The sequence below is a fragment of the Pseudodesulfovibrio alkaliphilus genome (assembly GCF_009729555.1).
Lineage (GTDB): Bacteria > Desulfobacterota > Desulfovibrionia > Desulfovibrionales > Desulfovibrionaceae > Pseudodesulfovibrio > Pseudodesulfovibrio alkaliphilus.
The window spans coordinates 91,578-104,960 of the sequence record NZ_WODC01000006.1 but is presented as its reverse complement, the minus strand read 5'-3'; the positions used below and the strand labels follow the sequence as shown (position 1 = coordinate 104,960).

8 protein-coding genes are annotated in these 13,383 nt (G+C 63.6%); 4 read left to right on the top strand and 4 right to left on the bottom strand.

Going from position 1 to position 13,383, the window contains the following annotated elements; translation table 11 throughout:
* The first annotated feature begins 36 nt into the window (after positions 1-36).
* The 3 genes from GKC30_RS10185 (at position 37) to GKC30_RS10175 (ending at position 6,338) form a co-directional block, all read left to right on the top strand.
* Entirely contained in the window at positions 37-1,947 is a 1,911-nt protein-coding gene (locus GKC30_RS10185) for a DEAD/DEAH box helicase (protein WP_155934622.1), read from the top strand.
* Positions 1,948-1,981: 34 nt separating this feature from the next.
* Entirely contained in the window at positions 1,982-3,781 is a 1,800-nt protein-coding gene (locus GKC30_RS10180) for a YgiQ family radical SAM protein (RefSeq protein WP_155934621.1), read from the top strand.
* A 148-nt stretch (positions 3,782-3,929) separates the two neighbouring features.
* Positions 3,930-6,338, top strand: coding sequence for a methyl-accepting chemotaxis protein (locus tag GKC30_RS10175; protein ID WP_155934620.1), 2,409 nt, complete (start codon positions 3,930-3,932; stop codon positions 6,336-6,338).
* Positions 6,339-6,425: 87 nt separating this feature from the next.
* Here the strand turns inward: GKC30_RS10175 and pstA are convergent, their stop codons facing one another.
* The 3 genes from pstA to GKC30_RS10160 form a co-directional block, all read right to left on the bottom strand.
* Positions 6,426-7,586: a phosphate ABC transporter permease PstA gene (gene pstA, locus GKC30_RS10170; RefSeq protein ID WP_155934619.1), complete on the bottom strand. Its 1,161-nt coding sequence runs from the start codon at positions 7,584-7,586 to the stop codon at positions 6,426-6,428.
* 9 nt (positions 7,587-7,595) lie between these two features.
* The gene (gene pstC / locus GKC30_RS10165; protein ID WP_367614082.1) at positions 7,596-8,822 is read right to left on the bottom strand and encodes a phosphate ABC transporter permease subunit PstC; all 1,227 of its coding nucleotides are present in this window, start codon (positions 8,820-8,822) and stop codon (positions 7,596-7,598) included.
* A 133-nt stretch (positions 8,823-8,955) separates the two neighbouring features.
* The gene (locus tag GKC30_RS10160; RefSeq protein WP_155934618.1) at positions 8,956-9,996 is read right to left on the bottom strand and encodes a PstS family phosphate ABC transporter substrate-binding protein; all 1,041 of its coding nucleotides are present in this window, start codon (positions 9,994-9,996) and stop codon (positions 8,956-8,958) included.
* Positions 9,997-10,330: 334 nt separating this feature from the next.
* Here GKC30_RS10160 and nifA point away from each other — a divergent pair, with 334 nt between their 5' ends.
* Complete coding sequence (nifA, locus tag GKC30_RS10155; protein WP_155934729.1) at positions 10,331-11,902, top strand: nif-specific transcriptional activator NifA; 1,572 nt, start codon at positions 10,331-10,333, stop codon at positions 11,900-11,902.
* A 158-nt stretch (positions 11,903-12,060) separates the two neighbouring features.
* Here the strand turns inward: nifA and GKC30_RS10150 are convergent, their stop codons facing one another.
* The gene (locus tag GKC30_RS10150; RefSeq protein ID WP_155934617.1) at positions 12,061-13,332 is read right to left on the bottom strand and encodes a radical SAM protein; all 1,272 of its coding nucleotides are present in this window, start codon (positions 13,330-13,332) and stop codon (positions 12,061-12,063) included.
* Positions 13,333-13,383 lie beyond the last annotated feature (51 nt).

Below are 13,383 nucleotides of genomic sequence, written 5' to 3'. Positions count from 1 at the left end.
CCATGCCGAGGCACACACCATACACTTCAGGACACCATGGAAAACCACAGCACCAGAGACACCAGCGACCAAACATCAGGAACCGGCGCGGAGCCGCAAACCATCACCTTCGACGCCCTGCCCGGCATCCTGCGGCAGGCCTGCGACCGCGCCGGATGGACCAAGCTCATGCCGGTGCAGGAAAAGGCGATTCCCCTCCTGCTCGACGACCGCGATGTCATGGTCCAGGCCAGAACAGGCTCGGGCAAGACCGGCGCCTTTGTCCTGCCGCTCCTCGACAAACTCGACCCCGATCTGGCCCAGTGTCAGGCCCTTGTCATGGTCCCCACCCGCGAGCTGGCCCGGCAGGTGGCCGACGAGGCCCGGATGCTCTCCGGCGAAAGGGGCATCGGCGTGGTCGCCGTCTATGGCGGCGTGGGCTACAAGGAACAGCTCGACGCCTTTCGCGAAGGCGCTCACCTCGTGGTGGGCACGCCCGGCCGCATCCTCGACCACCTCGTGCGCCGCAACCTGACGCTGGACCACCTCAAGGCCCTTATCTTCGACGAGGCGGACCGCATGCTCTCCGTGGGCTTCTACCCGGACATGGTCGAGGTCAAGCGGTATCTGCCGCGCTCCCTGCGCGGGGCGTTCATGTTCTCGGCCACCTTCCCGCAGAGCGTCCTGCGTCTCGCCGAAGAATTCATGCACAAGCCGGAGTTCCTCAGCCTCTCCAGCGAAGAGACCAACATCTCGGCCATCGCCCACCAGTTCGTGGAGGTTCCGGCCATGGGCAAGGAGCGCAAGCTCATCAAGCTCATCGAACTTGAGAACCCCACCTCGGCCATCATCTTCTCCAACACCAAACGCAACGTGGAATTCACCGCCGCCCTGCTCGCCCAGTTCGGCTTCGACGCCGAAGGGCTGACCTCGGACCTGACCCAAGCCAAGCGCGAATCGCTCATGGCCCGGATCAAGGCGGGCAAGTTGCGCTTTCTGGTGGCCACGGACGTGGCCGCACGCGGCATCGACATCCCGGAACTGTCCCATGTCTTCATGCTGGAACCGCCCGAAGATCCCGAGTCCTACGTCCATCGGGCGGGCCGCACCGGACGTGCCGGGGCCACAGGCACGGCCATCACCCTGGTGGATGTCATCCAGCGCATGGAGCTTGAGCGCATCGCCGCCCGCTTCTCCATCCACTTCGAAGAGATCAAGGACCCCACCGATGAGGATGTGGCCAAGATCATAGAGGAGCGGCTCACGGCCCTGCTCGAAAAGAAATTCCGCAAGCTGACCAACCTGGAACGCGAACGCGCCGCCCGCTTCCTCTCCCTGGCCTGCAAGTACGCGGACAACGAGGAGTCCCTCGGGCTGCTGGCCATGCTCCTGGACGAGCTCTACCAAAACGCCCTGCACGGCAAGCGGGCGGCAGAGCCCGCAGGGGGCACACAACCCGCCCCGGCCCGGGAGAGCCGGACGGAGCGTGGCGACAACGAATCCTCCCGCGAAGGCAGACGCCGTGGACGCGGCAAAAAAAACGGATCTCCCGAGGGCGAACGCCCCCTCAAGACGGAACAGGACCGCGAAAAAGGACAAGGGCAGGACATGGCCCGCTCCACACCTCGCGTGGCCGACGCCGACAGGAACCAAGACGCGCCCGACCGCGGTCAGACCAGGGAGCGCAAGCCGGTTTCCCGGACCGAAGGACACAACGACCCCGACAACAACGACAAGCCGCACAAGTCCCGCCGATCCAGACGCGGCAAGCGCAAGGCGGACACGCCGGGGGATGAGCCGAAGGCAATGGTCGGACAGACCGACAAAACCTCCCGGCAGGAAGAACGCGAGTGGAATGGGGCGGAAGACATCGAGAGCAGCCAGCCCGCTGCCCAGGAGGACACGAAACCCGTATCCCGCCCCAGGCCCAGACGGCGCAGACGCAAGAAGCCCTCGTCCGGGGCCTAGCCGGCACGGCCCTTCTGCCGCCCACCCGTTTGCCATGAGGCCCGCCGCTCCGCTTCGTCGCCAGCCCCTGGCCCAGCCCCCGGCGCTGCCCATGAGCCGCCGGGAAATGGACCGCCTGGGCTGGGACCAGCTGGACATCCTGTTGGTCACGGGCGACGCCTATGTGGACCATCCTTCCTTCGGTGCCCCCCTGCTGGGACGCTGGCTGGTGCATCACGGATTCCGGGTGGGCATTGCGGCCCAGCCCCGGTGGGACACGCCCGACGACGTGGTCCGCATGGGCAGGCCCCGCCTCTTCGCCGGGGTCACGGCCGGTTCCCTCGACTCCATGCTCGCCCACTACACGGCCTTTCGCAAGAAACGAAGCGACGACGCTTACACCCCGGGCGGCAAGGCCGGCAGCCGCCCCAACCGGGCCTGCATCGCCTACGCCAACGTGGTGCAACGGGCCTTTCGCGGCCTGCCCGTAATCCTTGGAGGCATCGAGGCATCCCTGCGCCGCGTCGCCCACTACGATTTCTGGGCGGACGCAGTACGCCGCTCCATCCTCCTCGACAGCAAGGCCACGGCCATAGCCTACGGCATGGCCGAAAACACCATCGTGTCCATTGCCGAGGCCATAGACAGCATCGGCGACACGGACCCGTCCGCCCTGCGCGGTCTGCTGGCCGCCATTCCCGGCGTGGCAACGGCCGGAAACCGGGACATGATCCCGGACTTCGCCCCGGTCGTGGAACTGCCCTCCATTGAGGAGATCCAGATCGATCCCCAGGCCCTGATCCGGGCCACCGTCATGCTGGAACGCCAAGTCCACCAGAACCGCGAAATAGCGGTACAACCCCACGGCGACAGGCTGGTCATCGTCACCCCGCCCGGCCCGCCCCTGGACACACGCGGCCTCGACGAGCTGGCCGGTCTGCCCTTCACCCGGCTGCCCCATCCCGCCTATACCGAACGCATCCCGGCCGCGGAAATGATCATGACCTCCATCACCACCCACCGCGGGTGCGCGGGCGGCTGTTCGTTTTGCACCCTGGCCCTGCACCAGGGGCGGCAGATCCGCTCGCGCAGCCGGGCATCCATCCTGCGCGAGGCCGAGGCCGTGACTCGAGTGCCCGGCTTCAGCGGCAGCATCAGCGATGTGGGAGGCCCAAGCGCCAACATGTGGGGAGGACGTTGCGCCGCGGACCAATCCGCCTGCGTCCGCTCCAGTTGCCTGACTCCCAAGCCGTGCCGACACTTCATCGTCAGCCAGTCCGCCTTCCTCGATCTGCTCGACGGAGTGGCGGAGCTGCCCAAGGTCAAACACGTTCGCGTTGCCAGCGGCTGGCGCATGGACCTGGCCCTGACCGACATGCAGCCCCTGGCTCGCCTCATCCGCACCTATGTGGGCGGACAGGCCAAGGTCGCCCCCGAAAACATGGCGGAGCACGTCCTCAGGCTCATGCGCAAACCCTCCTTCGCCACCTTCGAGCGATTCCTCGAAGTCTTTGGCCGGGAATCGGCCAAGGCGGGCAAACGCCAATTCGTGATCCCCTATCTCATGAGCGCCTTCCCCGGCTGCACGGACAACGACATGCTCGCCCTGGGCCGCTGGCTTCGCGATCGCGGGTGGAAACCCGAGCAGGTGCAGTGCTTCATCCCCCTTCCCGGCACGGCCGCAGCGGCCATGTTCCACGCCGGGACCGACCTCGCGGGCAAGCCCGTTCCGGTGGCGCGAACCGATGCCCAGCGTCTGCGCCAGCACGGCCTGCTCCTGCCCGCCGCCAAATCTCCAAGCATCACTCCCGCGCACAAGCAACAGCACAGAAAGCATCGGCCAAAAAAGAAATAATAACTACTGCTTCCATAGAGTTCTACCAACCTCTTTTCACCTGATCGTAACATTTCTCCGCAACAACGGTCACACTTCCAGGCTTATGAGCCTCAGGGCGACAATCAGCTCCGCGCCCTTTAACCTCATAATGATTCAGGGAAGTTCCATGACGCGCCTCGGTTTTCGCAGCAAACTTTTCGCTGCCTCCATTTGTATCGTGATCATCACCATCGTCTGCCTGTCGGTGGTCAACTTCGTGCAGTCCAGACGCGCCTATCTCGAGAACGGCCTCTCGACCCTCGCGAGCGTCTCGGACACCCTGCGCGAGACAGTGCTGCTCCAGGACGACCTGTCCAGGAAAAAGATCGACTCGGATCTGAACATCCTGCGATCCATGATGGGCGTCAGCGGTCTGCCCATGTTCGAAATCCTCTATGACGTGGAGATGCCCGTGCGCGACCAACGCACCGGCCACAGGCGCGACGCGGTCCTTCCGGCCTTCAAGCTCGGATCGCACTATCTGCACGAATCAACGCGCCTCGTGGACTCCATGGCCGAAACCGTCGGTGTGATTTCGTCCGTTCTCCAACTCCACCAAGGGGAGCTGGTGCGCGTCAGCACGACCCTCATCGGGGCCGACGGACGCCCCGCCAGGGGACTGACCATACCCGCGGATGACGCGGCCACACGGGCCGTGATGGCTGGCGGTCGATACACCGGCATCAGCACCATCGACCATGTGGCCTACGTCACGGCCTATGAACCCATTCGCGACTTCGACGGCCAGACCATCGGGGCGCTGGAGGTGGCACAGCCCGTCATTCCCGACGAACTGGCCCGCTACATCAGCCAGGTCGGCGTGGGAGGCAAGGGCTTTTCCTACGTCTTTATGCCCGACGGCTCCTTTGCGGTGAAGCCGACGGACCATGCTCTGGCCAGGGCCGTGGTCTCCGCCACCCTGGAAAGAGACGAACGCGACCCGAGCACCGGGCTCGTGGAAACGGGCGATGGCGCTGTCCACTCCCGCGTGGTCCGCATCGAACCGTGGGATGCCTACCTCGTCACCAGCATAACCACCGCCGAGATACTCGAGGGAGTGAACCAGCGCATCATCCGGGGCGCCTTGGCCAGCGGCGCGGTCCCCCTGCTGCTTGCGGTGGGCATCGTATGGTTCACCAGCCGCCAGCTCATGCTTCCCATGACCCGGCTCGCGGCCGTGGCCGACGCGGTCCGCCAGGGCGACTTCAACTGCGATTTCGACTACCGCGCCAGCGACGCCATCGGCCGCACTGTGACCGCGTTCCGGCACATGGTCCAGGAAATGAAAAACAAGCTCGGCTTCAGCCGGGGCGTGCTCGCGGGCGTGACCATCCCCTGCGCCGTGGTGGACCTCGACAACCGCCTGACTCATTTCAACCAAGCTGCCGTGGTCATCCTGGGCAAGCGCAAGACGCCGGACGCCTACCTGGGCATGTCGCTCAACGAGGTGATCTATCACGACCCGACTCGCAAGACATTGACCCAGGTGGCCATGGAAAAGCGGCATCAGTCGGAATGGGAAATCGACCTGACCCGCGACAACGACGGCACCACCGTTACCCTGCATGTGGTGGCAACCCCCATCTACGACCTTGACGACGAACTCATCGGAGCCATCACCATCTGGGTGGATCTGACCGAGGAGCGCACCCAGAAGAAGGCTGTGGAGGCCAAGAACGCGCTCATCGAACAGGCCGCCCGAGAGGCCGACGACATCGCCCGCAACGTCTCGGCCGCCACGCGCACCCTCTCTGAACGCATTGACGCCGCCAGCAAGGGAGCAGGAATGCAGCGCGACCGCGCGGGCGAAGCCTCGACAGCCATGGATCAGATGAACAAAACCGTCATCGAGGTGGCGGCCAATGCCTCGGCCACCGCCCGCGTGGCCGAGGAGACCCGCGAACTGGCCCGCTCGGGCGAAGAAGTGGTGGGCAGGTCCGTGGCCATGATCCGCGATGTGCACGAGCAGTCTGTCGGGCTGCGCGGTCAGATGGACGAACTTGGCGGACACGCCAGGGGCATCGGGGCCATCATGGGCGTGATCACCGACATCGCCGACCAGACCAACCTGCTGGCGCTCAACGCAGCCATCGAGGCGGCCAGGGCAGGCGAGGCCGGGCGTGGCTTCGCCGTGGTGGCCGACGAAGTGCGCAAACTGGCCGAAAAGACCATGAACGCCACACACGAGGTGGGCCAGTACATCGCCTCCATCCAGGAAAGCGCCGACATCAGCATCAAAAAAACCGACAAGGCCAACCAAGCCCTTGAAGCCTGCCGCGAACTGGTGGAGCGCTCGGGCACCTCGTTGACGGCCATTGTCGAGAAGGTCGAGGAATCCGTGGCCCAAGTGCGCAACATCGCCACAGCCGCCGAGGAGCAGGCCGCCACCAGCGAACAGATCAACCGGGCCACCGAAACCGTCAACGCCATCGCCGGAGAAACCGCCGAGGCCATGCGCGAATCCGCAAAGGCGCTGGATACCCTGAGCGCCCTCTCCGAGGATCTGCGCCGGGCCATCGAGAAAATGCAGAGCTAGAACGACCCACGCCACCAGCAAATCGAGAGGGGCATGCCGAAACGCGGCATGCCCCCCTTTATTGGTGCTGCGGCAGCGGCTTTCAGGCTACCACTTGATCTCGTACTTGTTGCGCAGGTAGATGGCCGCCGCGTTCATGGAGAGCATGACCGCCAGCAGGACGATGATGCCTGCCGAAGTACGCTCGGTGAAGGCCCGCAGGGAGTCGGACGACCAGGTGTATATCTGGGCGGGAAGAACAGTGGTCGCACTGGTGACGTTGTTGGTGGCGTCGGGGATATAGGCCATCATGCCCACGATGAGCAGCGGCGCGGTTTCGCCGATGGCCTGGGCCAGCCCGATGATGGTTCCGGTCAGAATGCCGGGCAGGGCCAGGGGCAAAATGGTGGTCAGCACCACCTGCCAGCGGGTGGCCCCGAGGGCCAGCGCACCTTCGCGGATGGAGCTGGGCACGGCCCGGATGGCCGCCCGGGTCGAAATGATGATCACCGGCAGGGTCATCAGTGAGAGAGTCAGGCCACCCGCCAGGGCCGACGAGCGCGGCACTCCGAAGAAGTTGATGAAGATGGAGAGCCCGAGTAGGCCGAAGAGGATGGACGGGATGGCGGCAAGGTTGTTGATATTGACTTCGATGATCTGCATGATCCGGTTGTTCGGCGCAAATTCCTCAAGATATATCGCGGTCATGACACCTATTGGGAAGCTGAAGACAAAGGTGATGGCCAGCACGTACATGGAGCCCACGGCCGCGGCCCAGATACCCGCCATCTCCGGCAGCTTGGAATCGCCGTTTTTGAAGAAACCGACATTGAAGGCGAGGCGGGCGCGGCCCTCGGCCCGCATGGTGTCCACCAACTTTCGCTCGTCCTTCTTGAGGCGATTGGGCTTGCCCTTGAGGTACTGGTCCACCTCGGCGTCGGCCAGAACCCATTTCTCCTCGACCGTGCCGAGCAGCGAGCGGTCCTCGCGCATCTGGGCCGGGATGAGCCGGGTGAATCCGCGGCTGACCAGATAGCTGAGGTCATCCTCCAGGGCGTAATCGCCCATTTTCCTGGCCTCTTCGCGATAGTTGACCTCCACCAGCAGCTCGCCCTGCTTGAAGGCGCTCAAGGCAGTGGAAACGATGTTGGTAAAGAAGAACACAAGAAACGCGGCGGCCATGAAGATAGCGCCGTAGGCATAGACGCGATAGCGTTTGTCGCGCCCTGCCCGCCGTTTGAGAACCTTCGGATCAATGGAATATTGCATGGTGTCCGCCTATTCGTATTGCTGTCTGAAGCGCCGGATGACCACCAGCGAAATGACGTTGAGAACCAAGGTGACCACCAGGAGCACGAGCCCCAGGCCGTAGGCTGCGAGGGTCTCCGGGCTGTCAAAGGCCTGGTCCCCGGTCAGGGCGTCCACGATGCGCACGGTAACAGTGGTCATGCCCTCAAGGGGATTCCAGGTCAGGTTGGCCCGCAGTCCGGCGGCCATGACCACGATCATGGTTTCGCCCACCGCCCGCGACACGGCCAGCAAAAAGGCGGAGATGATACCCGGCAGCGCAGCAGGCAGGACCACGGTCTTGATGGTCTCGGACTGGTACGCGCCCATGGCCAGCGAGCCCTCGCGCAGGGAGTTGGGCACAGAGGTGATCACATCGTCGGACAGGGACGAGACAAAGGGGATGATCATCACCCCCATGACCAGACCCGGCGCCAGCGCGTTGGTGTAGTCCGCCTGCAGGCCGAAATAATCCGCCGCCTCCACCACCAGGGGGCTGACCGTGATGGCCGCGAAGAAGCCATAGACCACGGTGGGGATGCCTGCCAGAATCTCCAGGGCGGGCTTGGCCACCTTGCGAAAGGCCGGAGAGGCGTACTCGGCCGTGCAAATGGCCGCGAACAGCCCGATGGGAATGGCCACCAGCATGGCGATTCCCGTGATCATGAAGGTACCCGCAAAGAGCGGGATGGAGCCGAACATGCCCTCGACGCCGTGGTCGCCGGCCGAAACGCCGTCCGGGCTCCAGTTGGTGCCGGTGATGAAATCCCACAGGCTGACGATCTGGAAAAAGCGCATGGCCTCGAAAACCACCGAGAGGACAATGCCGATGGTGGTCAGGATGGAGACGAGCGAAGCCGCGAACAGCAGCTTGACCACCACATCTTCCACCTTTGCCCGCGCACGCAGGCTCGGCTTGACGGCCATGAGACCGAGATAGAGCCCGCATGCGGCCAGTATCATCACGGTTGCCACAAGCGCCGTGCCCGGCACCTCGGCCATTCCGGTCAACTGAAGCACGGCGGCCAGCACCGAGGCCAGCAGGGCGGGCGACAGGGTGCATATCACCGCGAACCAGCCGTAACTGCCAGGGGTGGATTGAAATTTCTCCCCCTCGAAACGGGTCGAGAAGGTTTTCTTGGTGGCTAGGAAATAGGCCACCACCGCAAGGGGCAGCAGGCCGCACCCGAGGTAGAGAAAAATGGTACCTGTATCCACTATCGCCTCTGCTTGGACCGTCGGGGCAGAGAGCGCCCCCGTGCGGGCCGGTCTGTTTTGATTGCGATGGACTGATCAACGCTCAAAGAGACCGGCCCGGATGCCGGGCCGGTCTCTTTCAGATACGGTTGCGTTACTTCTTCAGGTCTTCCAGGGTCAGGTTCTTGTAGGACAACACATCCTTCTGGACCTTGGCGCGCAGGTCGTCGGCCAGGGGCACGAGACCGATGCGCTTGAGCAGGCCGTTGGTGCCGATCATCTTCTCGCTCATGAACAGCTCGAGGTATTCCTTCATGCCCGGAACCTTATCGAGGTGAGCCTTCTTGATATAGAAGAACAGGGAGCGGGAGATGGGGTATTCGCCGCTGGCGATGGCCTTGGGAGTGGCCTCCACGCCGTTGATCTTGGCACCCTTGATGCGGTCGGTGTTCTCGCCCAGGAAGGAGTAGCCGAAGATGCCGAAGGCGTCCATGTCCTTGGTCAGCTTCTGGACAATAAGGTTGTCGTTTTCACCGGCAGGCACATACGCGCCGTCCTGGCGCACTGCACTGTAGTTTTCGCCCTTCCCCTTGGGGGAAATGGCATCGTAGAGGGCACCGTTGGCCTTGGCAAAGCGACCGATGACCATCTCGGCAAAGGCGTCGCGGGTGCCGGAAGAGGTCGGCGGGCCGTAGAAGACGATCTTGCGTTTGGGCAGGGCCGGATTGATCTGGTCCCAGGTCTTGTAGGGGTTTGTCACCAGCTTGCCGTCAACAGGCACCATCTCCATTGTGGCCAGGGCCAATTCGGCCAGGGTGATGGAGAAATCGGGGTTCGAGATGTTCTGGGCCACGGCGATACCGTCGTAGCCGATGAGCACCTCGGTGATCTCGGTGATGCCGGCGGCCTGGGCGGCCTCCCACTCGGAGGTCTTCATGCGGCGCGAGGCGTTGGTGATGTCCGGGGTGTCCATTCCAGCGCCCTGGATGAAGAGCTTGAACCCGCCGCCCGAGCCGGTGGACTCGACCACAGGGGACTTGAACTGGGTGGTGGCGCCGAACTCCTCGGCCACATAGCTGGAGAACGGAAAAACGGTGCTGGAGCCGACGATCTTGATCTGATCGCGGGCATGGGCCATGCTGGCACCAAAGGTGAGAATGGCGACAGCGACAAGCAGCTTGACGAATTTACGCATCGAGAGGTCTCCTCAAAAGAATGTTTGTAAAAAAAACAGGAATTCCGTGTTTGGCTTGGGAGACACTAGCCCCGCTCTGTTACAACACCATGGGATGGTTGTTACGCTTTGGTGACATGTTACAGCCGCCGGGAGGGCGTTGCTTGGGCAGGCGAGTGTACATTCGCCCTGCCGGATGCCCCGGTTTCTTCAGCTCAAGTTTGCAGATATGTACACTGATGGTTGAAATATGACATTTTTGTCGCCACGCCCCTTGACCAGGAATGAGTAAGTTTTTGATTTTAAAAGAACTTTTTCTTGATCGATTGTGGCATCGACCTTGCTTGGGGCGGGCATGGCTCCCACTGTCCACGGACTCAAACTCTCAGCCCTGCTGGCCATCTGCCAGGTCATCGACAAGGCGCTTCATCTCGAATCCGCCCTGGACGGTGTGCTTGGCATCCTCTCCGAACAACTCAGCATGCAGCGGGCCACGGTCACTCTCTTTGATCCCGAGACCGGACACCTGTCCATCAACGCCTCCTACGGCCTGACGAGAGAAGAGAAACAGCGCGGGGTCTACCGCCTCGACGAGGGCGTCACCGGACGCATCTTCCAGACCGGCGAGCCCTTCTTCGTGCCCGACATCGACAAGGAGCCCCTGTTTCTCGACAAGACCGGGTCGCGCAAGCTTCGCCGGGGCATGATCTCCTTTATCGGAGTTCCCATCGTCCTGCACGGCGAGCCCATCGGCGTCCTCAACGTGGACCGTCTCTTCGAGGATGAAATCGCCTTTGAGGAGGACGTGGATTTTCTCAAGGTGGTGGCCACCCTCATCGCCCAGTTCATCAGCCTCAACGAAAAGATCATGGAGCGCGAGGCGGTGCTCAAGCGCGAGAACACTTCGCTCAAGTACCAGATATCCAAGAGCACCAAGGGCCCGTATATCGTGGGCCAAAGCACGCCCATGATCGAAGTGCAGCGGCAGATCGAAAAGGTCTCGCCCACCAGGGCCACGGTGCTGCTCCTGGGCGAATCCGGCGTGGGCAAGACGCTCATCGCCCGCATCATCCACGAGCTTTCCGACCGCCAGGGTCATCCCTTCATCAAGGTCAACTGCGCCTCCATACCGGCCAATCTTCTGGAATCAGAGCTTTTCGGCCACGAGAAGGGGGCCTTTACCGGAGCCACCAACACCCGGCCCGGCCGATTCGAGGAGGCGGACAAGGGCACCCTCTTCCTCGACGAGATCGGCGAGCTGCCCATGGCGCTCCAGGCCAAGCTGTTGCGGGTCATCCAGGACAAGGAGCTGGAGCGCCTCGGCTCCAACAGGACACGCCACATCGACGTACGCATCCTGACTGCCACCAACCGCGATCTGGGCGAGCTGGTGGAGCACGGCCATTTCCGGCTCGATCTCTTTTACCGGCTCAACGTGTTTCCCATCCGGGTACCCTCGCTGCGCGAGCGAAAGGACGACATCACCGGCCTGCTCAACCATTTTCTGAGCGAGGTGGCCGAAAACTACGGCCGCCACATCCACTTCACGCCCACGGCCCTGGACGCCCTGATCCGCTATGACTGGCCGGGCAACGTGCGCGAGATGCAAAACCTCATAGAGCGGCTGGTGATCATGTCCGACAGCGAGCGCGTCAGCCTCGAGTTTCTCAAGTCCTACCTCGCTCCGGGCCAGACGGCGGTGATTCAGGAAGCGCTCCACCCCAACGGCGAGCCCGGCCACTGCACCTCCCTCAAGGAGGTGGAGCGCAACGAGGTCATGGCCGCACTGGAGCGCAGCGGATGGGTCCAGTACAAGGCGGCCGACGCCCTGGGCCTCTCTGCCCGTCAGATGGGGTACCGGGTCAAGAAATACGGCCTGGAAAGCATGATCGCCGAGGGCCGCGCCAGACTGCGACGCTTCCGCTGACCCTGCGTCAAGCAGAGCAGCCCCGGAACCGGGAAGGGAACGAATCTCCCCAACACACCTCCCCATCCCAATGAGACCCGCCCCGTCGGCCAATGACCGGCGGGGCGGGTCCGCATGAAAATCCACACCCGGCCTGGGCCGGGTTCCCGGAGAAAGCGTCAGCCGCAGCTCGCTCCGGTGCCGGTGCAGCAGCCGCCCGCGATGCCGCCCCGCCGCCCCTTGAGCACCTTCAGATCGCCGGTCTCATAGATGGCCCGCAGCGCGTCCTCAATGAGCCCGGTGACAACGTGCGGGGACACCCCGTGCTCCTCCAGAAGCATCCTCGGCGTCTCGCCCATGGCCGCGGCAAGCACGGCGCGACAGTCGCCAAGCAACGCGGCCAGATCCGCCCAGCGCTGAGGGCCGCACCCGGCTGGCGGGGCCTGGCGCTCCTCGACCAGACGATAGCCGCCCTCGCCTTGCCCCCATATCTGAAAGGCTCCGGCCTCGCCCAGGTGCTGGTTGACCAACATGCCCTCCCGAGAGGCCACGGCCACATACGGCCGGGCCAGAACCTCCTTGAGCGACTTGAGCTTGGCGCACGCCTGGAGTGTGCCGCACAAAGCCCCGGACTGATCGTCCCCGAGCAGCCCCACGGCATCGGCCCGGCACCGCTTGCAGTGGGTCATCTGATTGATGAACCCGCCCGCGGCCCTGCGAAGGGGCAGGACCACCTCGGGTCCGGGCTCGCCAAGACCGGCAAACGGGGTGTCCTGCGCAGGCTTGAGGGGGATCATGTTCTGGATGTCGGCCCCCAGTCCGGCCACCATTCGGGCCACCTCGGGCAGATGGTCCTCATTGACACCAGGGATAATGATGGAATTGATCTTGACCACGATGCCGCGCTCCTTGAGCCCCCTGATGGCGGCCAGCTGGCGCTCAAGGAGCAGCGCCGCGCCACGCTCCCCCCGGTAGACCACGTTGCCGTCCTTGACCCAGGCATAGATCCTGGCTCCCACGACAGGGTCCACGGCCGAGATGGTAATGGTCACATGGGAAACGCCCAGGGCTGCGATGTCGTCCAGGTAGGGCAGGATGCCCATGCCGTTGGTGGACAGACAGAAAAGCAAATGTGGATGGCGCTCGTTGAGCAGGCGCATGGTCTCCATGACCTCGGCCGGATTGGCAAAGGGATCGCCCGGCCCGGCGATACCCGCCACGGTGATCCGCGGCTCCCTGGCAAGCACCTTGTCCATGTACTCAGCGGCCTGAAACGGTTTGAGAACGCCGCTGGTCACGCCGGGGCGCGACTCGTTGACGCAGTCGTACTTGCGGTTGCAGTAGTTGCACTGGATGTTGCACCTGGGAGCCACGGGCAGGTGGACCCGGCCGCAGCTTCCGGCGGTTTCCTTGTTGAAGCAGGGGTGCCTGGTGATGTCCTTGACTGCCATGATGGTGCTCCCGCGTTGGCGATGTCGTAGTGAAGTCTCGAAAAACCTGAC